A 24201-nucleotide genomic window follows, 5' to 3' on the forward strand; every position below is an offset into this window, starting at 1 on the left:
CAAAGGCATGGCTTCCCCTTTGTCCATTCGCAGGTTGTTCGGCGCAGAGCGCATGCCCTGGCTTGCGTTGGCCGTGGTCTGCCTTGTGCTGTCGGGCGTGGTGATCCTTGTGGCGGATCGTTACGCCAGCAGTCAGGCCGATGCGACTTTGGGAGCGCGTTTGCGGGCCACGACGAACCTGCAGGTTTCGGCGCTGACCTCGGCCCTCGACAAGCAGCGCGCCGTCCGCTTCGTCATTTCCCGCGATGCGGACGTCATCGCGACCCTCGCCGCGCCAGATGCGACCGCACTCGACGGGCTCAACGCCAAGCTGGAGACGCTGAACCAAGGCGCCGGCGCCAGTGTCATCTACATCATCAATACCGACGGCATTGCCGTGGCTTCGAGCAATTTTCGCGAACCGCGCAGTTTCGTCGGCAATGACTACAACTTCCGGGCCTATTACAACGACGCCATGGCGGGCGGGACCGGGCAGCTGTTTGCGCTGGGTTCGGTCAGCCGCCGGCCGGGCCTCTATATAGCCGAGCGCATCGAGGGGCCCGATGGTCCGCTTGGCGTGGCGGTGGTCAAGCTCGAGTTCGATGAGTTGGAGGCCATGTGGGGGTCGGAGGCCAGCGACACTTATGTGATGGACAGCCGTGGTGTCGTCATCCTGTCGAGCGTCCGCCAATGGCGGTTCTACATGCGTCAGGCGCCGTCGGCATCCGAGATCGCCAGCCTCAGGGACAGCCTGCAGTTTGGCGAGGCGCCATTGATCCCCCTGCCCGTCTCAACGATCAGCCCGATGGGGTCTGCCGATCTGGTGACGGCGCGATACCCCGGTACGCGGAAGGATATCGAGGCCATAAGGACCTATGCCGACGTGCCCGGCACGGACTGGACGCTATTCACCTTTTCGACTGTCGAAGAAAACCGGGCGTCGGCCATCAGCTCGGCGCGCGCCGTTGGCCTGCTGTCGCTGCTGGTGGTTGCCACGGGGGCTGCGCTCCTTCTCGCCTACCTCTTGCGCAACCGGCGGGCGCAGCGTGGCATGCAGGCCGAGAGCGCGCGTCTCGAACTGGCGGTTGCGGCGCGGACGCGGGACCTGCTGCAGGCGCTGGAGGATCGCCAGCAGGCAGAAGCCAAGGCCGGACGGTTGCGCGATGATCTCGCGCAGTCCAATCGCCTCGCCGTATTGGGACAGATTGCCGCCGGGGTGGCGCATGAGATCAACCAGCCGCTGGGGGCGATCCGCGCCTATTCCGAGAATGGTCGCGTGTTTGCCGGACAGCGGGACCTGGGTTCTGTCGACGACAACTTGGCGTCGATCACTGCGCTGACCGAGCGCATTGCTGCCATCACCGAGCAGTTCCGCACCTTTGCCCGCAAGGGCGGATCGAGCGTCGAGCCAGTGGACGCGGTTGAAGCCGTCGAGGCGGCCTTGGCCATGCTGCGCCACCGGCTGGCGCGCAATGGCATAGACGTGACCTTTGCCCCATCCGGGCGACCGATGCCAGTTCTGGCGGACCGGATCGGGCTGGAGCAGATCATCGTCAACCTGGTGCAGAATGCGATCGAGGCGCTTTCGGAGACGGAGATTCCGCGGATCGAAATCGACCTGATGCGCGCCGGGGGGCATGTCGCCCTGACCATCCTCGACAGTGGGCCCGGGATTCCGCCCGATATCCTCGAAAAGATGTTCGTGCCCTTCAACACCAACAAGCCCAAGGGCCTGGGGCTTGGCCTGGTGATCAGCCAGGAACTGGCCCTGAAATTTTCGGGCACGCTATCGGCCAATACGACGACCGATAGCGGCGCCTCGTTCACGCTCACACTGCCGGTTGCCCCATGACGGAATTGACTGTTGCCCTGGTGGATGACGATGCCGATTTCCGCACCGCCACCGCCCAGACCATTCGGCTGGCCGGCCTCACGGTCGAGACCTTTGCCGATGCGGCATCGCTGCTCGAAGTGGTGGGGACCGACTTTGCCGGGATCGTCGTATCCGACATCCGCATGCCGCGGGTCAGCGGGCTCGACCTGTTCGACCGGCTGCGGGCGGTGGACGAGGCCATTCCCGTGATCCTGATCACCGGGCATGGCGATATCGACATGGCGGTCAACGCCGTGCAGGCCGGGGCCTATGACTTCATCGCCAAGCCGGTGAGCGCGCAGCGGCTGGTGCAGTCGATCCGGCGCGCCATGGACATGCGCCAGCTGGTGCTGGAGAACCGCGACCTCGCCCGACGGCTGGAAACCGACGATGGCGCCCCCCTGCTCGGCCAGACGCCGGCGATGGAGCGGCTGCGCCGCACGTTGCGCCAGATTGCGGTGGCCGATATCGATGTGCTGGTCGAGGGCGAAACCGGCAGCGGCAAGGAAGTGGTGGCACGGGCACTGCATGAATGGGGACGCCGATCTGCAGCAGAATTCGTGGCGCTCAACTGTGGCGCCCTGCCCGAGACGGTGATCGAGAGCGAGCTGTTCGGCCACGAGCCGGGCGCCTTTACCGGCGCCACCGCGCGACGGATCGGGCGCATCGAGCACTCGTCGGGGGGCACGCTGTTTCTCGACGAAATCGAAAGCATGCCGCTGGCGACGCAGGTCAAGCTGCTGCGCGTGCTGGAGCAGCGCCGCATCAGCCCGCTGGGAACGAACAAGGAGCGCGACCTCGACCTGCGGGTGATCGCGGCGTCAAAACTCGACCTCAACCAGGCGTCGCGCGACGGAAAATTCCGCGAGGATCTCTACTACCGCCTCAATGTGGTGAGCGTTTCGATCCCGCCCCTGCGTGAGCGCAGGGACGATATCCTCCTGCTGTTCGCGCATTTCCTGGCGCGAGCGGCCAAGCGCTTCCAGGTCGAGACACCGCTGGTCAGCCCGATCCTGCGCGATTTTCTGGTCAGCCATGACTGGCCGGGCAATGTGCGCGAGCTGGGCCATTTTGCCGAACGCTTCGTGCTGGGCCTTGAAGTGGACGCCACGGGCGGCCAGGTGCTGCCGCCGGCGAGCTTGCCCGATCGCGTAGCCCAGGCCGAGGCCGCCATCCTGCGCGAGACGACCGAGCGGCACGATTGGAACATCGCCGCCTGCCTTGCCGAACTGGGTATTCCACGCAAGACATTCTACGACAAGCTCAAGCGGCACGGGATTTCGCGCGCTGAGCGCGCTCAGTAGCTGCGCATGCGATCCCTGACCTTGCCGAGGAAGCCATCGAGCTGGGCGGGCGTGCAATTGTTCATGTCGTAAAGCGCCAGATAGTCCGGTCGCGTGCGGAAGGTGGCCCAGCCCCAGCGCGTGGCGATGCGGCGCGGCGGATCGCCCATCACCCAGGTGCGGAGACGGTTGCCGCCATAGGTGGTGACGAAGGCGACCTTCTTGATATTGGTAAGGCTGGGTTTGAGCTTGCCGCGATCGCCACCGCCGTGCATGACGAAGGACACGCCGGGCAGGAAGATGCGATCGAAATAGCCCTTGAGGATGGCCGGATAGCCATAGTTCCAGACCGGATGGACGATGACGAGCGCCTCTGCGGCGCGCAGGCGATCGACATAGGGTTTGACCGCAGGCGTGAGATTGCCCGGCACGTCATGATAGCCCAGCCGTTCCTCGCGACTGAGCACGGCGGGAAAATCCTCGTCGTAGAGATTGAGCGCATCAACCTCATGGCCGGCCTCGGTCAGCCCGTCGATCGCGGCCTGGAACAGGGCGCGGTTGTAACTGGTTTCGACGGGATGGGCGTGAATGACATGGACCCGCATCAGGCAGCATGGACCGGATTGAGGCCATCGAAGAGCCAGGCCTTGCCGGCGGAGAAATCGAAGTCGGGATTTTCCCAGGCCACCATCTTGCCCGGATTGAGCATGCCCTTGGGATCGGCCTCGCGCTTGAAATCGAGCTGGCGTTGGTCGGTGCGCTTCATGCCGCCTTCTTCGAGGGTGAAGCGATGCGGATTGAAGACGTCGCAGCCATTGTCCTCGTGGATGCGGATGATCTCCTCGAGCCGCGCCTCGGTGGTGTAGCGCACCAGCGGCAGGCCGGAATAGGTCACCTTGCCGTCCTGGCGGGTGATTTCGATATGCATCAGCAGTTCGTCGCCGAGGATGGAACAGATCTTTTCGACATGCTCGCTGGTCGGATAGCGGGTCTGCAGATAGGTGATCGCGGGATCGACCTTGAGGGCGCGCAGGGTCGTGTGGTTCCAGGCCAGTTCATAGACCGGCGGCAGGCGCTTGATTTCTTCGGGGGTCGCGGTATCGGAGCGATAGCGCAGCTCGCCCTGGCGGTGGCGGATGAAGAGTTCCATGGCGGCCACGGCGACCGGCGCCACCATCAGCAGCACCACGGACTGCCCATCCTTGAGATAGGGCTTGTGGCGGTTGAAATAGGCTTCCGGGATAGGCGCGGCGCAGGGGGCGACTTCCTTGACCAGGAGACCATCCTGCAGGGCCACGGCTTCGGCAAAGCGGCAGGCGTCCATGAAATCGTCGAAGCCGACGATCATGTCGACCCAGTCATAGGCCTGGGCGAGCGGCATTTCGGCCTCGACGATGATGCCATTGGTGCCATAGGCGTGGGCGACCTTGAGAATGTCTTCGCCGCTCAGGTCGATCTCGCGCGGCTCGGCCTCGCAGGTGACGATCTTGAGGCCCAGAATGCTGCCCAGATTGCGCAATCCGCCCCAGCGGACGGAGCCGACGCCGCCCGAGCCGCCGGCGATGAAGCCGCCGAGCGAGGCCATGCGATGGGTGGAAGGGTGGAAGCGCAGCTCGCCATTCACGGCGGCCTTGGTCTCGTGGTCGAGCTTTTCCAGCACGGCGCCGGCCTGGGCGCGGACGCGATCAGGCTGGATGTCGAGCACCTTGTCCATGTTCATCAGGTTGAGCATGGCGCCGCCGGCCAGGGGCATGGCCTGGCCGTAATTGCCGGTCCCGGCGCCGCGCGGAGTGATCGGCACATCATGCTTGAAGGCGGCGCGCAGCACGGTCTTGACCTCTTCGGTCGAGCGCGGCGAGACGACGACTTCAGCGGTCACGTGGTCGAGCTTGGCCTTCAGCACGGGCGAGTAAAAGTAATGGTCGCGGCTGCGCTGCTGGACAATGCGGGCATTGTCCTCCTGGGGAATATCGCCCAGTTCGGCGCGGAAAGCGGCAATGCTCATCTGGTCACCATAAGGTCGTCGAGTTCGCGGTAGTCGGGAAGAGTCGTGTCGATGGAAAGGCCCGAGCGCAGTACGGTGCGGTCGGCTTGCGGACGCGACATGAGTTCGGTCCAGCTTCGGGCGCGGAACAGCACAAGATCGGCCGGCGCGCCAGGCGTGATCGTGGCCTGATAGGCAAAGCCGGCATGGGCGGCCGGATCGGCGCCGACCGCGCGGGCCCAGCTGAAGGCCTGGCTCTGAGGGTGATCAAAATGGAGGATGCGCGCGCCTTCGCGGAGGACTTCGAAGCCGTCGAGGTCGCCATAGGCGTAGAAGGGATCGCGGGTATTGTCCGAGGCGATGGCCACCGGCACGCCGGCTGCCTTGAGCTCGTTGAGCAGGGTCACGCCCCGCCAGCGGGGGGTGCGGATGCCATCGGTATTGTCGCGATCCTGCAGATACATGTTGCACATGGGCAGGCTGACCACCGCGATGCCGGCACGGGCGACCTTGTCGATAACCCGGTTGGCGACATCCTCGGCCTGCACCGACAGCGAGCAGCAATGGCCGGCGGTCACCTTGCCGGTGAAGCCGCTCTCGATCACGGCATCGGCGAGACATTCCAGCGCATTGGCGGCCGGGTCCGGGCTTTCGTCGGTGTGGAGATCGATGTCGAGGCCGAGCTCGCCGGCGATTGCCACCAGCTTGCGCATGATGGTGGGATTGTCGGGGTGTACGGCCGTCGAGCCGCCCAGGATGCCGCCGGCGGCCTTGGTGCGTTCGCCGATGGCGCGGAGAGCGGTGGGATCGAGGATGGTATCGGGACCCATGAGGCCCGCGGCCTGCAGTTCGATCCGGCCCGCCCAGCGGGCGCGCATGGCTTCGAAGACGTCCCAGGTGATAGTATGCTGGGGCGGCGCCATGTCGAGATGGGTGCGGATGGCGGCCGTGCCGTGGGCATAGGCGCAACGCAGGGAGAAATCCATGCGCCGTTCGACATCTGCCGCAGCCCAATTGGCCTGGCGGTCGGAGAGTACGGCCATCAGCGCACCGATCCAGGTGCCATCGGGGTTCTGCTTGCGTGGCCAGATGTGGCCCTTGTCGAGATGGGTATGGAGATCGACGAAGGCGGGCAGCACGATGCCGTGGTCGAGATCGATGACATTGGGGCCAGCGGTGCCACCAGCCGGGTTTACGCTGGAGATGGCGCCATCGGCGATGGCGATGTCGAACAGGCCGACAGCGCCGGAGGTTGCGTCACCCATGACGGACAGCGGCACGGTGGCATTGGCGATCGTATAGTGGCCGTCGGCCGGAATGTTGATCGCCACCTCAGTTCTCCCGCCGCATGGCGCTTTCGTGCCAGCGGTGCAGCAGCAGCCAGGAGATCAGCGAGGTCAGGGCGAAAATGACGATGCCGGTCAGCATCAGCAGGATCAGCGCCGCATAGAGCCGCGGATAGTTGAGGCGATAGCCCGATTCCAGCAGCCGGAAGGCCAGACCCGAGCCCCGGCCCGCCGAACCGACGGCAAATTCTGCGACCACCGCTGCAATTAGCGACAGGCCGCCACCAATGCGCAGGCCCGCGGCGAAATAGGGCAGCGAGGATGGCAGCTTGAGATAGAGCAAGGTCTGCCAGCGGCTGGCGCCGTTCAGCTCGAAGAGGTTGAGCAGGTTGTGGTCAACGCTTTTCAGACCCGCGACCATGTTGGAGAGTATGGGGAAGAAGGCGACGATGAAGGCGCAGGTCAAAAGGACGGACTGGGAATCCTTGATGTAGATGATCAGCAGCGGCGCAATGGCGATCATCGGCGTGACCTGCAGGATCACGGCGAAGGGGAAAATGGCCAGTTCGACCCATTTCGACTGGACGAGGATGATGGCGAGGCCCACCCCGCCAGCAAGCGCCAGCAGCAGCGCCAGTAACGTCACGCGGACGGTGACCAGCAGCGATGGATAGAGCGTCGGCCAATCGGTGAACAGGGCGACGATGACATCGCCGGGTGCCGGCATGATGTAGCGCGGCACCTGGTTGACGGTGATGTGCAATTGCCAGAGGCCGATGGCCAGCAGCACCATGGCGGTCGGGATCACGACGCGCAGGATGCGTTCGGTGAGACTGGTTCTGGCGACGACAATGGCAACGGCACTGTCGGTGCCGGCCTCGGAGGATTTGATGGCGGGGGCAGCGTCACTCATTTGCCGGCTGCTCCAATGTCGATGGCTTCCTGAAGGGCGCGCGACACCGTGTCGGTGGTCGCACGATACTCTTCTGAAGTGCGGTAATGCGCGTCGCGATCAATGGAGGTGAGGATGGGCAGGTCGGAATAGACCTGACCCGGCCGCGCCCGCATGACCACGATCCGGTTGGACAGAAAAGCGCTTTCGAACACCGAATGGGTGACAAAGATGACGGTGAGGCCGGTTTCGCGCCAGAGACGAAGCACGTCGTCATTGAGCTTTTGCCGGGTGATCTCATCGAGCGCCGCAAAGGGCTCGTCCATCAGCAGGAGCTTTGGCTTGGTCACCAGTGCCCGGGCGATGGAAACGCGCATTTTCATGCCGCCGGACAGTTCGCGCGGATAGGATTTGTGGAAATCGGCAAGGCCGACCGAGGCCAGCACTTCCATGATGCGCGGGCGCGCTGCGGATCTGGACATGCCTGCAAGGCGCAGCGGCAGGTAGACATTGCTGAACACCGTGGCCCAGGGCATCAGCGTCGGCTCCTGGAAGACGAAGCCGATGTCCCCCTGCGGCTTGCCGCGGCTGTCGATCTTGCTGGATGGCCAGTCGATCGTACCGCTGCTGGCCTCGCCGAGGCCCGCGATGATACGCAGCGCTGTGGATTTGCCACAGCCGGAAGGACCAAGCAGCGACAGGAATTCGCCGCGCCGCACATCCAGCGTCATGCCCTTGAGTGCGAGCGTGCCATTGGAAAACAGCTTGGAAACATTACGCATCGAAACCACGAGACGGCCCGAGGCCGCATTGGTCGCCGGTGCGGCGGCAAGAGATGTATCAGTCAAAGAACTATCGCCCGTTTGAGGGTCGCCACGACGCCGGCCGAGGTGCCGGCGCCGATGAGACGAAGGGTCGGCTTACTTCACGAGGTCCACGCCCAGCCCCTGGCAGACCAGTTCGGTCGTATAGGCCTGGGTCACATCGATGCCGGCGTCGTAGAGGCCAACCTCGACCATATTGTCGTAATAGGTCTTCCAGCGTTCGTCGGTCATGCAACCGATGCCCTGCGTCTCCGCTTCGCCCGAAATCAGGATGCCGTATTCCTTCATCTTGTCGATGGAATAGGCGATCTGCTCATCGGTCATTTCCGGATTGTCGGCCTTGATCAGGTCGTTGCCGGCCGTGTTGTCGCCGTAGAGATAGTTGTACCAGCCGATGATCGAGGCCTCGACGAAACGCTTGGCCACATCGGGGTTTTCGTCATACCAGGGCTTCATCGCTTCGATGGTCGTCGAATAGGGCGTATAGGTTCCCTGATCGGCCAGCAGCCACACGTCGGGCGCAAAGCCGGCCTCGGTCTCGATCGAATAGGGCTCGGAGGTCAGGTAACCCTGCTGGATGGCCATGTCGTCGGACAGGAAGGACGCCGGATTGAACTGATAGGGCTCGTATTTCTCGTCAACGAAGTCAGGCCAAGCGGCCTTCATCCAGCTGAAATAGCCGGCAAAGCCATCGGCGCTCAGGATGTATTTCGAGGCGCCCGCCAGTTCGGGGAAGGTGGCGAACTTGCCTGGATGCGACATCAGGATCTGCGGATCCTTCTGAAAGATTGCCGCCAGGGTAATGGTGGGAATGCCTTCCTTGACGCTGTTGATGGCACCCGTGGCGCCGCCCATGTAGAATTGCACCTGGCCGGAGACGAGCATCGGCCGGCCTGGCGACTGTGGGCCACCCTGGGCAATGGTCACGTCCAGCCCATATTCGGCATAGGTGCCGTCGGCGATAGCCTGGTAGTAGCCGCCGTGCTCGGCCTGGGCGAGCCAGTTGGTGGCGAAGGTCACCTTATCCTGCGCCACGGCGCCCCCAGCCGCGAGGCCGCCCGCCAGGATTGATGCGGTCAGGACAGTCGAAAGTCTCAGCATGCTATGCGCTCCCCTTTCCGGCCCCTCAGCCGGATGAAATTTGTGCGAGTGCTTCTCCGGGGCAAATGCTGACCGACTGATCAAAAAATGAAAAGCCAAAAAATAGGCATGTTCAGCGGATGCCTGCCATGCGTGCAAATATGTATCAATTGGGCTAGCCAGAGCGAAATCGGCTCGTTAGCATCCGCGCCAAATGACCACTTCACTCAACCCTCCCGACATCCATCCGCCTTTCGCCCCCTATAGCCACGGCATTGTCGTGCCGGCCGGGCAGAAGCTTGTTTTCTGCTCCGGACAACTCGGCATCGGCGCCGACAACGTCGTGCCGCCCGACTGCGGGGGACAGGCGCGCATCTGTTTTGACAACATTGCTGCGATCCTGGCCGAGGCGGGTCTGGGGCTCGAACATGTCGTCCGCATCAATGCCTTCGTCACCGGGCGCGAGCACCTGTCCGACTATATGGCGGTCCGGAACGGGCTCTTTGCAGCACCCTATCCTGCATCCACGCTGATGATCGTTTCGGGCTTTGCCCGGCCGGAATTTGTCGTCGAGATCGAAGCCATCGCGGCCGGTCCGGCCTGAGGAAACACATATGCCCCGCAAGATCTGGTGGACCGACTACGCCGCACGCGAATTCGACACTATCGACCCGATGAAGACCATTGCCATCCTGCCGATCGCGGCGGTGGAACAGCATGGCCCGCATCTGCCGGTCGGCACCGATACGATCATCAATACATCGATGATGGAATTGCTGGCCGAGCGCGCGCCCGCGGGTCTCGATATTCGCATCCTGCCCGTTCAGGCCATTGGCAAGTCCAACGAGCATATCTGGGCCAAGGGCACGATCACCCACACGGCCAACAATCTCATCGATGCCTGGACGCAGATCGGGCTCGAAGTGGCGCGGGCGGGGGTCAGAAAAATCGTCTTCGTCAATTCGCACGGCGGCAACGAGGAGATCATGGGCATTGTCACCCGCGAACTTCGCGTGCGCGCCGGCATGCTGGCGGTCAAGAGCGGCTGGCGCTTCACACCGCCTGACGTTTTGACCGATCTCGAACGCCGCCACGGCATTCATGGCGGCGATTCCGAGACCTCGCTGGTGCTTCATTTCAAGCCGCATCTGGTCGACATGCGCCGGGCGGAGAATTTTGTTTCCATCGCGGCCCGCGACGAGCAACAGTTCCGCTATCTCCGACCCACTGGCGCCTTCGGCCACGTCTATGCCTGGATCGCCTCGGACATCAATCCGGCCGGCGCGGTCGGCGACGCCAGTCTGGCGACCGCCGAAAAGGGACAGATCATTGCCGAGGCCAATGTGGCGGGCATGCTTGAAGTCCTGGCCGAAGTCGAGGCCATGCCCCTGCCCCAGTGACCGTCGCGAAGATTGCTGTTCGACTTTGGAGCGGCAAATTCTGGCAAAGACTAGCCATTTGACTATTCGAATAGATCAAACGATGGGCTTGCAAGCCCCTGCAACAGGAAACACAGTCAGCATCACTGACTGACCCAAACGACGGATATTGCTCAATTTTTATCGTTTGGGGCGGCCCTTTGCAAAGGAGCCTGCTGCTTGATCGTGCCTCACATTTCGCCGCGCCGATTCTAGCAGGGGGAAATCTTGGCGCTTTCGAGCGACCTCCAGAACATTCCCGGCGGAAATCATGCAGACGTTGCCATCGTGGGCGCAGGTGCGGTCGGCCTGCTGCTGGCCGCCGACCTCGCACGTGCCGGCAAGAGGGTGCTGCTGCTGGAAGCGGGGCAGACCGATCCCAACGCTGCGGACTATGTCTTTGACGAGATATCGAGTGCTGGCCGGCGGTTCACAGGGCTGCAGGAAGGGCGATTCCGGACGCTGGGTGGGACGACGACCCAATGGGGCGGCCAGCTGGTACCGCTCGAACCCATGGTGTTTGGCGAACGCGACTGGCTGGCGGAGAGCGGCTGGCCGATCGAGTCGACCGAACTTGCCGAAGCTTATCAGGCAACATTTGATCTGCTCGGCATGCGCGGACGTCTCAGCGAGCGGGAAGTCTGGCAGCAGCTCAGGGCCAAGCCGCCGGCAACGGGCGACGACCTCGACCTGTTCCTGACCCGTTGGGCACCCGAGCCCAATTTTGCGCGCCAGTTTGCCAGGGATCTCAGGGACAATCCCAGGCTCGTTGCGCTGACTGGCGCCACGGTCAGCAGCCTGTTCCTGCAGGGCGGCGGGCAGAGGGTCGGGCTGAACGTCACGAGTGGGACAGGCAATGTGCGGATAACGGCGGGCGCTGTCGTGCTGGCCAATGGCACAATCGAGATTGCGCGGCTGCTGATGCTGCCGCTGGAGGGCGCGGGCGTGGCGCCCTGGGCCAGTAACCCCTGGCTGGGGCGCGGCTTTGTCGACCATGTGGATGTCGATGCAGGTCTGGTGCGCGTGCTTGATGTCCAGCGCTTCCATGATGTCTTCGATGCCGCCGTCCTGGGAGGCCTCAAGTATCTCCCCAAACTCAAGCTATCGGAACAGGCGCAACGGCGGGACCGGTTGCTGGGTGTGGCGGCACATTTCGTTTCGACCTCGGCGCGGACGGCGCAATTGACTGCCCTCAAGACCATGGCGCGGAACCTGATCAACCGGACGGCGCTGGAGCATGAAGGGCTCGACTTCCGGCACCTGCCACTGCTGCTGGATACGATTGCCCGGACGGCGGAGCGTTTCCTGCTGCATCGCCGGATCTATAATCCTGACGATGGTGGAATCCTGCTGCGACTCACAGGCGAGCAGATGATGGTGCGCGAGAGCGGGCTGGCGCTGACCGACCAGCGCGACACGCTTGGCAGGCCGAGGGCGACGCTCGACTGGCGCGTGGATGGCGTGGAGCTTGGAACGCTGGCCAGTTTTGCTGTCCGGGTTGCCGACTATCTCGAAAGGGCGGGACTTGCGGAGGTCGAGATCGATCCCCAGCTCCTTGCACGCGACCCGGCGTTTCTCGAAAGGATCGAGGATGGCTTTCACCATATGGGCATGGCGCGAATGGGCGCTTCGCCGAGCGACGGCGTTGTCGATCGAGAGCTCAAAGTGTTCGGGACGAACAATCTTTTCGTCGCCGGTGCAGCCACTTTCCGATCTGCGGGTTTTGCCAATCCAACGCTAACGGCTTTGGCGCTGGCACTGCGCCTGTCGAGGGCGCTGCAGAGCGGCACGCCTTAGCGGCCCATTGATGGAGATGCCATGCCTTTCCCGTTTTTCCGCCGCGGTCGTCACCTTTCAAAGGGGCAGGTTGCACAGCTGACCATCGTCGATCTCGACGGCAGGCAGCAGGTGATCCACACCGCCGACAGCGTGATCGAAGCGCCCAACTGGACGCCGGACGGGCAATGGCTGGTGGTCAATGGCGGCGGGCGGCTGTATCGGCTGCCGGTGACCGGGGGCACGCTGGAGGCGATCGATAGCGGTGTGGCGACGCGGCTCAACAATGACCATGTGCTCTCCCCGGATGGTCGCACGGCCTATGTGAGTTCGGACGACGGCCATCTCTATGCCGTGCCGCTGGCCGGCGGCGTGACGCGGCGGATTTCCAACGACCATGCGACACCGCACCACTATTATCTGCATGGCATTTCGCCCGATGGGCAGACGCTGGCCTATGTGGCGGTGGAGGAGCCCGCTGGGAAGCGCATGGTCAATGTGTTCACGATCCCGGCGGCAGGTGGACCGGACAGGCGGTTGACGGAGGTCAGCGTGCCCTGCGACGGGCCAGAATATTCGCCGGACGGGAAATGGATCTACTTCAATTCCGAGCTCGCCGCCTCGCAGCCCGGCCATGCGCAGATTTTCCGGATGAAGGTAGACGGTAGCGGGATCGAACAATTGACTTTTGACGATCGGGTCAACTGGTTTCCCCATGTTTCGCCGGATGGCCGGCATGTCGCCTATCTCAGCTATCCGGAAGGCACGACCGGCCATCCGCCGGACAAGGATGTCGAGTTGCGGCTGATGTCGCCGGAGGGCGGGAACAACCGGTTGCTGGCGACCTGCTTCGGGGGCCAGGGGACGATCAATGTCAATTCCTGGTCACCGGACAGCAGGCGGCTGGCCTTTGTCGCCTATCCGCGGGCGAGTGCCCGGCCTGGCTAGTCGTCGCCGGGCCAATCCTGCTACGCCAGGGTTACCAGTTGGCGGCTATGTATTTGGTTTCGCAGAATTCGAGGATGCCGTGGTGCGCACCTTCGCGGCCGAGGCCGCTCTGCTTGGTGCCGCCGAAGGGTGCGGCGGGGTCGGAGATGGCGCCGCGATTGAGGCCGACCATACCGCTTTCCATGCGCTCCGAAACCCGCAGGCCGCGCGCGAGGTCCGATGTAAAGACGTATGACACGAGGCCAAAGTCGCTGTTGTTGGCGGCGGCGATGGCCTCATCCTCGGTGGCGAAGGTGGTGATGGCGGCGATCGGTCCGAAGATTTCCTGGCGGGTGATGTCGGCGTCTTCTGCGACATCGAACAGGACGGTCGGGGGGAAGTAGAAGCCGTCGCGGACCAGCGGCTTGCCGCCCACCAAGATTTTGGCGCCGCGCTGCTCGGCATCAGTGACGAGGCCGGCCACGCGGTCGACGGCAGCCTGGGTGATGAGCGGGCCGCATTGAGTCCGGCTGTCATAGCCGGCGCCGACGACGAGGGCGCCCATGCGTTCAGCGAGCTTTTGCGAGAAGGCTTCGGCTATGCCCTGCTGTACGTAAAAGCGATTGGCGGCGGTGCAGGCCTCGCCGCCATTGCGCATCTTGGCCAGCATGGCCCCTTCGATGGCGAGATCGAGATCGGCATCGTCGAAGACGATGAAGGGCGCGTTGCCGCCCAGCTCCATCGAGCAGGAAATGACCTGGTCGGCGGCTTCCTTGAGGAGGATGCGGCCGACCGGCGTCGAGCCGGTGAAGCTGAGCTTGCGGACGCGCTTGTCATGCAGCATGGCGCTGGTGACCGGGCCAGCGGCGCTGGTGGTGATGACATTGACGACACCGGGCGGCAGGCCGGATTCCTGGTAAATCTGCGCCAGCGCGAAGGCGGTCAGCGGCGTTTCGCTGGCGGGTTTGAGCACGCAGGTACAGCCCGCGGCCAGGGCCGGAGCGATCTTGCGGGTCGCCATGGCGGCGGGAAAATTCCACGGGGTGATCAGCACCGCCACGCCGATGGGCTGGTGCTCGACGATGATCTTGTTGGCGCCGCTGGGCGCCGTATAGATTTCGCCGTTGAGGCGCACGGCTTCTTCGGCGAACCAGCGAAAGAACTCGGCGGCATAGGTGACTTCGGCCAGCGCATCGGGAAGCGCCTTGCCGTTTTCGAGACTGATCAGCTCGGCCAGCATCTCCCGGCGCTCGATCATCAGCGCGTAGCATTTGCGCAGGATTTCCGATCTGTCGCGCGGTGGCGTGGCGGCCCATGCAGGCGCGGCGTCATGTGCCGCTTTCACTGCGTCTATGGCATCTTCGACGCTGGCATCGGCAATGGTGACGATGACGACCCCGGAGGAGGGATCGACCACATCGATGCGCTTGCCGGTGGCGCTTTCGTGCCATTTTCCGGCGATATGCAGATCCCTGGGGATGGCGCCGATATCGAAACTGAGCTGCGCCGTTATGGTCTCGATTGCGTTCATGCCAGCTATCCTTCTTGCGTCCCCGTGAGTAACCCGGCGGGACCAGCTTCGACCAGAGGCTTGCTGCGATGTGATGGCGCGGGAAGGCTGCCTCCCCTCACGAGGGGGGAGGCAGGATGATCAGGCGACGGCCTCGCTGGCAGCAATAGCGGCCATGTTGACGACGCCGCGGCTGGTGACGGACGGCGCCAGGATATGGGCCGGCTGGCGCGTCCCCATCAGGATGGGACCGACCGGGAGCGCATTGTTGAGCTCCTTGAGCAGGGTCATCGAGAGGTTCGCCGACTCCAGATTTGGGAAGATCAGCAGGTTGGCTTCGCCGCGCAGCACGGAGTTGGGAACATAGCGGTCGCGCAGGCCCTCGTTGATCGCCAGGTCGCCCTGCATTTCGCCATCGACGACCAGGTCCGGGGCCACGACCTTGAGGCGCTCATAGACTTCGCGCATCTTGATCGACGTATCGCCATCACGCGAGCCGAAGTTGGAATAGCTGAGCAGCGCTGCCCTAGCTTCGATGTTGAAGCGCTTGAGGTGGTCGCGCGCCTGGAGGGTGATTTCGACGATCTCGTCGGCGCTGGGGTCGATGTTGACATAGGTATCGGCGAGGAAGAAGACGCCGCGTGACATGACCAGCATGGAAAGCGCGGAGAGCTGGGACGAATTGTCGGCCAGGCCAATGACCGACTGGATGTCGCGGGCGTGCTTGATGAAGCGGCCCTGCAGGCCGCAGATCAGCGCATCGGCCTCCTTGCGGCGCACGGCTAGGGCACCGATCACCGTTGTATTGGTGCGGACAATGGTGCGGGCGGTGTCAGGGGTCACGCCCTTGCGACCAACCAGCTCCTGGAAATCGCTGACGTAGTCGCGATAGCGCGGATCGTCCTCGGGGTTGATGACCTCGAAATCCTTGTCTGGACGAATGGTCAGGCCAAAGCGTTCGAGGCGGCTTTCGATGACCGAGGGGCGGCCGATCAGGATCGGGCGGGCAATCCTGTCTTCCAGCAGAACTTGGGCAGCACGTAGGACGCGTTCGTCCTCACCATCGGCGAAGGCGATGCGGGTGGCCTGGCCCTGTGCCCGCTCGATCATCGGCTTCATAACGAGGCCGGAGCGGAAGACGAAGCGATTGAGCTGGTCGTGATAGGCGGCGAAATCGCCGATCGGGCGCTGGGCGACGCCGCTTTCCATCGCCGCTTTTGCCACCGCGGGGGCGATGCGAAGGATCAGGCGCTGATCGAAGGGATTGGGGATGAGGTATTCGGGACCAAAGATTGCCGGGACGCCATGGGCGCTGGCTTCGAGGCCCGGCTCATGGGCGAGTTTTGCGATGGCATGGGCGGCGGCGGCCTTCATGTCTTCGTTGATGACGGTTGCACCGCAATCGAGCGCGCCGCGGAACAGGAAGGGGAAGCAGAGAACGTTGTTGACCTGATTGGGGTAATCGGAGCGCCCCGTGCAAATCATGGCGTCAGGCCGGGCTTCGCGGGCCAGTTCGGGCATGATCTCAGGGATGGGATTGGAGAGCGCCAGGATCAGAGGATTAGGCGCCATGTCCTTCATCATTTCGGGCTTCAGCGCCCCGGCCTTGGAGAGGCCGACATAGATGTCGGCGCCGGCCATGACTTCGCTGAGTTCGGTCTTGTCGGTGTCCTGCGCAAAGGCACCGCGCCAGCGATCGACATTGTTGTGACGGGCCTTTGTCACGAGACCCTTAGAGTCAGCGATCCAGATGTTTTCCCGGCTCGCGCCGACGGCGATCAGCATGTTCATGCAGGCAATGGCGGCAGCCCCTGCCCCCGAGGTCACGATCTTGACCTTGGCAATGTCCTTGCCGACCAGCTTCATCGCATTGATCACGGCGGCGGCGACGATGATGGCCGTGCCGTGCTGGTCGTCGTGGAAGACCGGGATATTCATGCGCTCACGCAGCGCTTCCTCGATCTCGAAGCATTCGGGCGCCTTGATGTCTTCGAGGTTGACCCCGCCGAAGCTCGGCTCGAGCGGCGCGACGATCTCGATGAAGCGCTTGGGATCCTGCTCGTTGACTTCGATGTCGATACTGTCGATGCCAGCGAACTTCTTGAACAGGACCGCCTTGCCTTCCATCACCGGCTTGGATGCCAGCGCGCCGATATTGCCCAGCCCCAGCACCGCAGTGCCATTGGAGATGACAGCAACCAGGTTGCCCTTGGCCGTATATTTGTAGGCGGCCTGCGGGTCGGCGGCGATTTCCTCGCAGGGGATGGCGACGCCAGGGGAATAGGCCAGCGACAGGTCGCGCGTATTGGCCAGCGGCTTGGTGGCGACGATTTCGAGCTTGCCAGGCCGTGGATGCTCGTGGAAATGCAGGGCCGCATCGCGCAGGCTGGAGTTGGTGTCGTTTGCCATGGTGCTTCTCCGGGATCAGGCTTTGCCAGTTCGGCTCCCGCGCAGCCCATGGGCTACGGCAGTGAGGAGCCCTCAGGTGGCGTTGCCCTTCGAAGATCAGGGCGGCAGCCGTCGTGGAAGCTATACTTTCGTCGAGGCGGGGCGCCAGAGGCAAGCGAGGCGAGGTATCAGCCGCCAAAGGCCAGCGGCACGTCGAAGGTCCAGTCGGCGCGGCCGGCACCTGAGGGGATGGGCGGGAATGGCGCTGCGCGCTGGACCAGGGCAATGCCGGCCTGATCGGTCGAGCCATTGCCAGAGGAACGGGCGACGCTGATGCCGGACAATTGGCCATTCGACAGCACGGTGAAACGCACGATGACTTCGCCGGCCTGTCCATTGGCGCGGCGCAGGGCGGAGCGGAGCTTGCCGATGACCTGGCTGGGATAGCGCGCCACTTCGGCGCTGCCGCCACTGCCATTGCTGGCGCTCTGTTGCGGTGCGCCGCCGGCAGCCGCTACCGAGTCGGCCTGGCTGTTGCCACCATTGCCCGCGGTCTGCGGCGCGGGCTGTTGCTGGGGGCGCGGCTGTTGCTGCTGGGTCGGCGGCCTTGGGGCGTGGACGACAGGCTTGGATGGTCGCTGGAAGCTGAGCTGATGCGGCACGGGCGCGGTGGACAGGTCCTCGGCGCTGACAGGCTCGAGCGGCGCAGGTGTTTCGGCGTCCACCGTCGAGGGCTGGACCGGGGTTTCGACCGGCTGCGGCTCTATGGCTTCGACGGGCACGGAGGGCAACACTGGCGCGGCCGACAGGGCGCTCTCTGCCGTCGACGACAGTTCCGCCACTTCAAGAGGCGCCGCTTCCAGCGGCTCGATGGGCTCTGCCTGTTCGGAAACCTGGGTCGACTGCACAGGCTCGGCCTGCTCGGCAGTCTCGACTGGCTCCGCTTCTGCGACCTCGACCGGCTCGACGGGCTCGGCCTCCGGCTGTTCTGTGGGTTCGACAGGTTCGATCGTTTCAGAGGTCACTGGCTCGACCGGCTCGGTGGTCGGCTCAACGGGGTCGGGCGTGATCGGCTCGATGGTGGTCGCCGCATTGCCGGCAGAGACGGAGGAGACCGTGCTGTCGGAGTCGACCTGTTCGGTCGAATTGGTGCTTACCGTGGTCATGGGGATGATATCGACCGTCACCGGCACGGCGGCAGCCGCGTCATCGGCATCCGGCCAGGCGAAGCCGACCAGCAGGGCCCCGACAAGGCCGGCATGGACCAGAGCCGAACCGGAGAGCGCGATGCGCATCAGTTGGCCTCTTTGCGCTCGGTGATGAGGCCGATCTGGCCATAGCCGGCGGCCGACAGCATGCCCATCACTTCCATGATGGCGCCATAGGCCGTGGTGGCGTCACCACGGACATAGAGGCGTTCGTCCGTGCCATCCTGCGCCAGACCATCGACTGTCGTGACCAGCGTTTCCATGGTGACCGGGTCGCCGTCGATCGACAGGGCGCCATCGGGCGTCACCGTTATGGTGATCGGCTTGGCTTCGATCGGCATGACCTGAGCATCGGTCTTGGGCAGGTTGATCGGCACACCCATGGCCATCAGCGGGGCTGCCACCATGAAGACAATGAGCAGGACCAGCATGACGTCGACCATGGGGGTGACGTTGATCTCGCTGATCGGGGCGACCGTGCCGCGACCCCTGCCCCGTCCGCGCTGGTGCCCGCCCGGGCTCATTCCCATGCCCATCACGCCACCTTCGAGGAATCGAGCTGGCGCGACAGCAGCGCCACAAGGCGATTTGCGAAGGCGTCGAGGCGGCCAATCAGATAGCCCGAGTCGGCGCTGAGCTTGTTGTAGCCAATGACGGCCGGAATGGCGGCGAGGAGGCCAAGGGCTGTCGCGAGCAGTGCCTCGGCAATGCCGGGCGCTACGACGGCGAGGCTGGTATTTTCAGCCGTGGCGATGGCGGTAAAGGCATTCATGATGCCCCAGACCGTGCCGAAGAGGCCGATGAAGGGGCCGGCAGAGCCGACGGTCGCGAGTACGCCGAGGCGTTTCTGGAGGGCTGCGGCCTGTTCGGTGACCACCAGATCGAGCGCGATCTCGAGGCGCGTCTGCAGTCCATGTGGGGTCGCGGCCTGTGCTTCGTGGCTCCGGTCCCACTCATCCATGCCGGCTGCAAGAACCGCGGTGAGGCCGGTGGGCGGATTGTCGCCCTGCCCCTGGCGCAGCTGCTCGAGCGATTGGCCGGAGGCAAAGGCGCGGTCGAAGGCGGTCATATCACGCTTGGTCTGCGCATAGAGCGCGGCGCGATTGGCGATGATGGCCCAGCACCAGACGGAGGCCAGCAGGAGGCCGACCATGATGGATTTGACGATCCAGTCGGCCTGCATGAAGAGGCCGAGAATGGAGAAATCGTGTGCAACCGTTTCCATGGATCAGGCACCGAAGGCGATGTCGGAGCGGGTCGTGGTGACCAGCCCGGCCAGACACGCGGTGGCCACGAGGTCGGGACCTTCGCAGGCGGTGATGTCATTGATCAGGACGCGACCAACATTGTCGCAGTCGAGCCCGGCCAGTTCGAACTGCAGCACCTTGGTCTTGCCTTGCGACAGCGCGCGGAAATCGAGCGTAACGATGCGGTCGATGGTGCCGGCGCTGTCGAACAGGGCCATTTCCACCGAAGCACGGTCGAGTTGGCTGCCGAGCTCATTGGTGGCGAGGAAGGTGACGCGGCAGCCGGCAGCGGCGGGGTGGAGGGCATTGAGCTCGAGCGTGAAGGCGGCGGCATTTTCCGGGGCCACGGGCGTGTCCTGAGCGATGGCTGGACTGGCGCAGCACAGGGCGAAGATGATGGCTAGAGCGTTTTTCATTCAGGCAACCCGGGATTGGAGAGAGGTGTGCTGCGCCGATTGCGGCAGCACGAAAGGCGCATCGGCCGTGGGCACGACGCCGACGCGGAGTGGCGCGTCAAAGACCGACAGGATGGTCGAATCGGTCAGGACCTCGGCCGGCGTGCCGGCGGCGACGAGGCGGCCATTGGCGAGGGCGACGATGTGATCGGCATACATGGCAGCCAGGTTGAGATCATGCAGCACGGCGATGACGCCGCCGCCGGCATCGGCATGGCTGCGCGCCGTGTCCATGATCATCAGCTGGTGCTTGACGTCTAGGCTCGAGACCGGTTCGTCAAGCAGCAGGAAACGGGGAAGGCCGTCGAGGACGGGCTGCCACACCTGGCAGAGGACGCGGGCGAGTTGCACGCGCTGCTGCTCGCCACCGGACAGCTCGCCATAATAGCGGCCACCAAAGTCAGCGAGATCGACCCGCGCCAGGGCGCGCTCCGGCAGGGAGCGGAGGGCTTCGCCGGAGGGACCTGGACGACCCGCCGTGGTTCCCATGGCAACGACTTCGCGCACGGTGAAGGGGAATGGCAGAGTGCTCGACTGGGGTAGCACGGCGCGCTGGCAGGCGGTTTCCATGGCCGACATATCGGCCAGGTTGCGTCCGTTGATCCGGACCGTTCCGGTATAGCGATAGTCGCGGGAGATGGCCTTGAGCAGGGTCGATTTGCCTGACCCATTGGGGCCGATGATGGCGGTGAGCTTGCCCGCCGGTGCAGCAAAGCCGATGCCGGACAGGATGGTACGGCCGGCGAGGTCAACGCTGAGGTTTTCGGTTTCGATCATGGCGCTCACCAGGCAAAGGCGGAGCGGCGCCGCAGCAGGATCCACAGGAAGAATGGTCCGCCGAAGGCCGCGGTAACGATGCCGATCGGCAATTCGGCGGGCGAGACGATGGTGCGGCTGATCGCGTCGGCCATCAGCAGGAAGCTTGCGCCGAGCAAGGCGGTGGCTGGCAGCAGGTAGCGATGATCGGGTCCGATGACGAGGCGCAGCAGATGCGGCACGACGATGCCGACGAAACCGATGCCGCCGCTGACCGCTACCGAGGCGCCGGTTGCCGCGGCGACCGAGACGATGGTGAGAATCTTGAAACGCTGGACCTGGAGGCCCAGATGGGCGGCCGTCGCCTCGCCCAGCGTCAGGGCGTTGAGCCCCTTGGAGAGGAAGGCGGCGACCAGCAGGGCTATGGCGATGATCGGGCCGGCGGCGGCGATCTTGATCCAGGTGGCACCGGCCAGCGAGCCCAGGCCCCAGAAAGTCAGGTCGCGCAATTGCGCATCGGTTGCGACATAGACCAGCACGCCCGAAACAGCACCAGCCAGTGCGCCGATGGCGATGCCGGCCAGCAGCATGGTGGCAATGGCGGTCTGACCGCCGCTGGTGGCCACGCGGTAGAGGATGGCGGTGGTGAGCAGACCACCACCAAAGGCGGCGATCGGCAGGGCGAAGATACCCAGCGCCTGGGTGAAGGGCGCAAAGACAGTGGTGCCGAGGACGATGATGAAGATGGCGCCGAGCGCCGAGCCGCTGGAGACGCCGACCAGGCCCGGATCGGCCAAGGGATTGCGGAACAGGCCCTGCATCAGCAGGCCCGAAACGGCAAGGCCCGCGCCGATCAGCACGCCCAGCAGCATGCGCGGCAGGCGGATATTGTAGATCACCGCCTGGTCACGCAGAAACTGGGCCGAATCCTCGGGCATGATACCGAACCAGGAGCCGATGACAGCCCAGGCCGAGGCGCCGGACGCGCCCGTGGTCATGGACAGGAGCATGGCCACGATCAAGGCAAATGCGAGCACAATGACGGTGATCCGGCCGAGCTGGCTGCGATCACCGGCCTCGCGTCGAGTCGCGGCAGTATCGGAAACGAGCACAGTGCCGGCCACCATCATCGCCTCCTAATGTGCCGGTGCGCCGTAGAGCAGATCAGCCAGTTCATTGGCCGCCGCCGCGGTGCGCGGGCCGAAGCCGAGCAGATAGGCGCCGTCGAGGCGGTAGATCGCCTTGTTCTGGCCGGCAGGGGTCAGGGCAATGGCTGGATGGCCCAGCAGTTCGGCATCGCTGGCGGAATGGTCGCCACCGCGATCCATCATGACGATGGCGTCGGGCGCGGCCTCGGTGATGGCTTCCTCCGAGAGCGCCTTGTAGCCGTCGTAGTCGCTGATGACATTGGTGGCGCCGGAGAGTTCGATCATGCCATTGGCGGCGGTGCCGGTGCCGGAAGCCTGGATCTGGCCGCCCTGGTTGGACAGGATGAACAGCACGCGCTTGGGTTCGGTGACGGCTGCGTTACGGGTTTGCAGCGCAGCGAACTCGTCTTCGACCTTTGCCGCGAGGAGTTCGGCCTTGTCGGTGACGCCAAGCGCCTGGCCAACAGCCCGGATCTTGGTGACGACGCCGTCGGCCGAAAAGCTTTCCGGCACGGTCTGGAATTCGACGCCGGCGTGGGACAGCACCTCGAGGGCGTCAGGGGGACCACTGCCCTCGATGACCAGCAGGGCCGTCGGGCTGACCGAAAGCACGCCTTCAGGGGCGAGCTGGCGCATATAGCCGACGTCGGGCAGCGTATTGACGGCCTCGGGATAGGTTGCGGTCTGGTCGCGGGCGATCAGCCTGCCCTCTTCGCCGAGCTCATAGATGATCTCGGTGAGCGAACCGCCGATGGAAACGAGACGCGAGGAGTCGGCAAATTCGGTCAGGTCCTGCGCCCAGGCAAGGCTAGGGACGATGATCGTGGCCAACAAGGCGGCTGCAGAGAAAGTGTAGATGCGCATGGTCTGGCTCACGCTGCGTTGGACTTGGAATAGACGGGAAGGTTCTGCACCACATTGCGCCAGCCTTCGCGTTCGCCGTGGCCCTCTTCGCGCTGGCCGAAGAACTGCATGATCAGCTCCCGATTGGCGTCGTAGAGCTCGACCGAGGTGATGTGGCCATCCGAGGTCGGCTTGCGCACACCCCAGGCCGAAACCACCTGGTCGAGGCGCAGGTGCATATGGAAGGTCTCGTCGAGAATGTTGAGCCAGGGGCCCATCGGCTTGATATTGGTGATCGGGCCAGCATGGATCTGGATGCAGCCCTGGTTGCCGATGAAGGCCATGATCGGCAGGTCGGTGCCGGCGACGCTGTCGAACAGGCCCTGGACGGCGGCGTGATCGAGCTGCCAGGCGAAATCCTCGCCCGCCAGTTCCAGCGCATCGAGGCGCGGCAGGTTGTGCTTCTTGAGCAGGCCGAAGAACTGGTGCGTGTCGGTCATGGCGGACCAGCCTTCCCGCAGGGCGGCGGCGTCGGAGGGTTCACCCAGCACTTCGGGAACGGCCGGAACCGTCACGACGCTGTCGAGCTGCTCCTCGTGGCGCAGGTTGGCGACGAGAATGTTCCAGGCTTCTTCATTGGTGGCGGGGCGCGCATGCACCTTATGCACGGCATCGCCCTGGGCATCGAAGAACTGCAGCGAGCGCTTGACGGCACCGTCTTCGGCGGTCTTTTTCACGGCAAAGCCGAAGGCCCAGCGCGAGGGGAAGATGCGCAGATCGATCTGGGCGCCCAGCACGAGGGATGCGCGCGGACCGAGCACGATCTTTTCGTAGGGACCGATCTTTTCGTGCACGGCGCTTTCATTGCGGGTCAGCGCCATGACTTCGCCGACAGCCGTAAGGCCGTTGAGCAGGATGTCGAGATCGACGTTGAGCCGAATCGCCGTGCTGCCGACCTGGGCCGCGACGAGCTCGGCCTCGGAGATCGAATGCACGCGGGCAAAATCGCGCTCGCGCATCTCGGGATGCAGGGCACGCAGCTGACGGATTTCGTCGGGGGATTTTGTCTCAACTGAGGTCACTTTGAGGCCTATTTTGTAAGAATGAGCTTGTCTTGCCGCGTGATGCGTAGCCGGTATGGGGCGCCCCGGTGCATGATCAGCACTTCCGGTTTGCCTGCAAACAGCTCCTCGCTCGTGAGCTCGCGCGCTGGAGCGCTTTCAGGTTCGGGTTCCGGCAAGGGCTTGGCAGACATGATAAATTTCCAAACTTATCCGCTGCCTCTTGCAGCGCTTTTGCCACAATTTTGACACCAGAAAACTTG

The 24201-nt window shown here is 64.1% G+C and carries 23 protein-coding genes; 6 read left to right on the top strand and 17 right to left on the bottom strand.

What is annotated here, in order from left to right:
• Positions 1 to 52: 52 nt before the first annotated feature.
• Both P0Y65_09470 and P0Y65_09475 read left to right on the top strand, forming a co-directional pair.
• A complete protein-coding gene (locus P0Y65_09470; protein ID WEK06447.1) occupies positions 53 to 1831 on the top strand; it encodes an ATP-binding protein in 1779 nt (592 codons plus the stop codon).
• Entirely contained in the window at positions 1828 to 3156 is a 1329-nt protein-coding gene (locus tag P0Y65_09475) for a sigma-54 dependent transcriptional regulator (GenBank protein ID WEK06448.1), read from the top strand. The genes P0Y65_09470 and P0Y65_09475 overlap by 4 nt, the downstream gene beginning before the upstream one ends.
• Here the strand turns inward: P0Y65_09475 and P0Y65_09480 are convergent.
• The 6 genes from P0Y65_09480 to P0Y65_09505 form a co-directional block, all read right to left on the bottom strand.
• Positions 3150 to 3740: an NAD(P)H-dependent oxidoreductase gene (locus P0Y65_09480; protein WEK06449.1), complete on the bottom strand. Its 591-nt coding sequence runs from the start codon at positions 3738 to 3740 to the stop codon at positions 3150 to 3152. The two genes, P0Y65_09475 and P0Y65_09480, sit on opposite strands and share 7 nt — an antisense overlap.
• Positions 3740 to 5140 carry an FAD-binding oxidoreductase gene (locus tag P0Y65_09485; protein ID WEK06450.1) on the bottom strand — a complete coding sequence of 467 codons (1401 nt, stop codon included), beginning with the start codon at positions 5138 to 5140 and terminating at the stop codon, positions 3740 to 3742. Before P0Y65_09485 ends, P0Y65_09480 begins: the two co-directional genes overlap by 1 nt.
• A complete protein-coding gene (locus tag P0Y65_09490; protein WEK06451.1) occupies positions 5137 to 6450 on the bottom strand; it encodes a cytosine deaminase in 1314 nt (437 codons plus the stop codon). Before P0Y65_09490 ends, P0Y65_09485 begins: the two co-directional genes overlap by 4 nt.
• Position 6451: 1 nt before the next feature.
• Positions 6452 to 7318, bottom strand: coding sequence for an ABC transporter permease (locus tag P0Y65_09495; protein WEK06452.1), 867 nt, complete (start codon positions 7316 to 7318; stop codon positions 6452 to 6454).
• A complete protein-coding gene (locus P0Y65_09500; protein ID WEK06453.1) occupies positions 7315 to 8145 on the bottom strand; it encodes an ABC transporter ATP-binding protein in 831 nt (276 codons plus the stop codon). The genes P0Y65_09495 and P0Y65_09500 overlap by 4 nt, the downstream gene beginning before the upstream one ends.
• A 72-nt stretch (positions 8146 to 8217) precedes the next feature.
• Complete coding sequence (locus P0Y65_09505) at positions 8218 to 9222, bottom strand: ABC transporter substrate-binding protein (GenBank protein WEK06454.1); 1005 nt, start codon at positions 9220 to 9222, stop codon at positions 8218 to 8220.
• Positions 9223 to 9415: 193 nt separating this feature from the next.
• Between P0Y65_09505 and P0Y65_09510 the strand changes: the two genes are divergently transcribed.
• From P0Y65_09510 to P0Y65_09525, 4 genes are all read left to right on the top strand, one after another.
• A complete protein-coding gene (locus P0Y65_09510) occupies positions 9416 to 9805 on the top strand; it encodes a Rid family hydrolase (GenBank protein WEK06455.1) in 390 nt (129 codons plus the stop codon).
• A gap of 10 nt (positions 9806 to 9815) precedes the next feature.
• Positions 9816 to 10601: a creatininase family protein gene (locus P0Y65_09515; GenBank protein ID WEK06456.1), complete on the top strand. Its 786-nt coding sequence runs from the start codon at positions 9816 to 9818 to the stop codon at positions 10599 to 10601.
• Positions 10602 to 10847: 246 nt separating this feature from the next.
• A complete protein-coding gene (locus P0Y65_09520) occupies positions 10848 to 12416 on the top strand; it encodes an FAD-dependent oxidoreductase (protein WEK06457.1) in 1569 nt (522 codons plus the stop codon).
• Positions 12417 to 12437: 21 nt separating this feature from the next.
• Positions 12438 to 13343, top strand: a complete 906-nt coding sequence (locus tag P0Y65_09525) for a biopolymer transporter Tol (GenBank protein WEK06458.1) — start codon at positions 12438 to 12440, stop codon at positions 13341 to 13343.
• Between the two features lie 31 nt (positions 13344 to 13374).
• Here the strand turns inward: P0Y65_09525 and P0Y65_09530 are convergent, their stop codons facing one another.
• The 11 genes from P0Y65_09530 to P0Y65_09580 form a co-directional block, all read right to left on the bottom strand.
• Entirely contained in the window at positions 13375 to 14853 is a 1479-nt protein-coding gene (locus P0Y65_09530) for an NAD-dependent succinate-semialdehyde dehydrogenase (GenBank protein WEK06459.1), read from the bottom strand.
• Between the two features lie 120 nt (positions 14854 to 14973).
• Positions 14974 to 17241, bottom strand: a complete 2268-nt coding sequence (locus P0Y65_09535) for an NADP-dependent malic enzyme (protein WEK06460.1) — start codon at positions 17239 to 17241, stop codon at positions 14974 to 14976.
• Between the two features lie 167 nt (positions 17242 to 17408).
• Positions 17409 to 18515: a TonB family protein gene (locus P0Y65_09540; GenBank protein WEK06461.1), complete on the bottom strand. Its 1107-nt coding sequence runs from the start codon at positions 18513 to 18515 to the stop codon at positions 17409 to 17411.
• The gene (locus P0Y65_09545; GenBank protein WEK06462.1) at positions 18515 to 18964 is read right to left on the bottom strand and encodes a biopolymer transporter ExbD; all 450 of its coding nucleotides are present in this window, start codon (positions 18962 to 18964) and stop codon (positions 18515 to 18517) included. Before P0Y65_09545 ends, P0Y65_09540 begins: the two co-directional genes overlap by 1 nt.
• On the bottom strand, positions 18964 to 19653 hold the full coding sequence (gene tolQ / locus P0Y65_09550; protein WEK06463.1) for a protein TolQ: 690 nt from the start codon (positions 19651 to 19653) through the stop codon (positions 18964 to 18966). Before tolQ ends, P0Y65_09545 begins: the two co-directional genes overlap by 1 nt.
• Positions 19654 to 19656: 3 nt before the next feature.
• A complete protein-coding gene (locus tag P0Y65_09555; protein ID WEK06464.1) occupies positions 19657 to 20091 on the bottom strand; it encodes a hypothetical protein in 435 nt (144 codons plus the stop codon).
• A complete protein-coding gene (locus P0Y65_09560) occupies positions 20092 to 20907 on the bottom strand; it encodes a heme ABC transporter ATP-binding protein (protein ID WEK06465.1) in 816 nt (271 codons plus the stop codon).
• Between the two features lie 5 nt (positions 20908 to 20912).
• Positions 20913 to 22016 (bottom strand): iron ABC transporter permease, encoded by a 1104-nt coding sequence (locus tag P0Y65_09565; GenBank protein ID WEK06466.1) that lies wholly within the window; start codon positions 22014 to 22016, stop codon positions 20913 to 20915.
• Between the two features lie 6 nt (positions 22017 to 22022).
• Positions 22023 to 22898 (bottom strand): ABC transporter substrate-binding protein, encoded by an 876-nt coding sequence (locus P0Y65_09570; GenBank protein ID WEK06467.1) that lies wholly within the window; start codon positions 22896 to 22898, stop codon positions 22023 to 22025.
• Between the two features lie 8 nt (positions 22899 to 22906).
• Positions 22907 to 23959 carry a hemin-degrading factor gene (locus P0Y65_09575; GenBank protein ID WEK06468.1) on the bottom strand — a complete coding sequence of 351 codons (1053 nt, stop codon included), beginning with the start codon at positions 23957 to 23959 and terminating at the stop codon, positions 22907 to 22909.
• 8 nt (positions 23960 to 23967) lie between these two features.
• A complete protein-coding gene (locus P0Y65_09580; protein ID WEK06469.1) occupies positions 23968 to 24132 on the bottom strand; it encodes a hemin uptake protein HemP in 165 nt (54 codons plus the stop codon).
• Positions 24133 to 24201 lie beyond the last annotated feature (69 nt).

Source organism: Candidatus Devosia phytovorans (genome assembly GCA_029202405.1).
Classification (GTDB): Bacteria; Pseudomonadota; Alphaproteobacteria; order Rhizobiales; family Devosiaceae; genus Devosia; species Devosia phytovorans.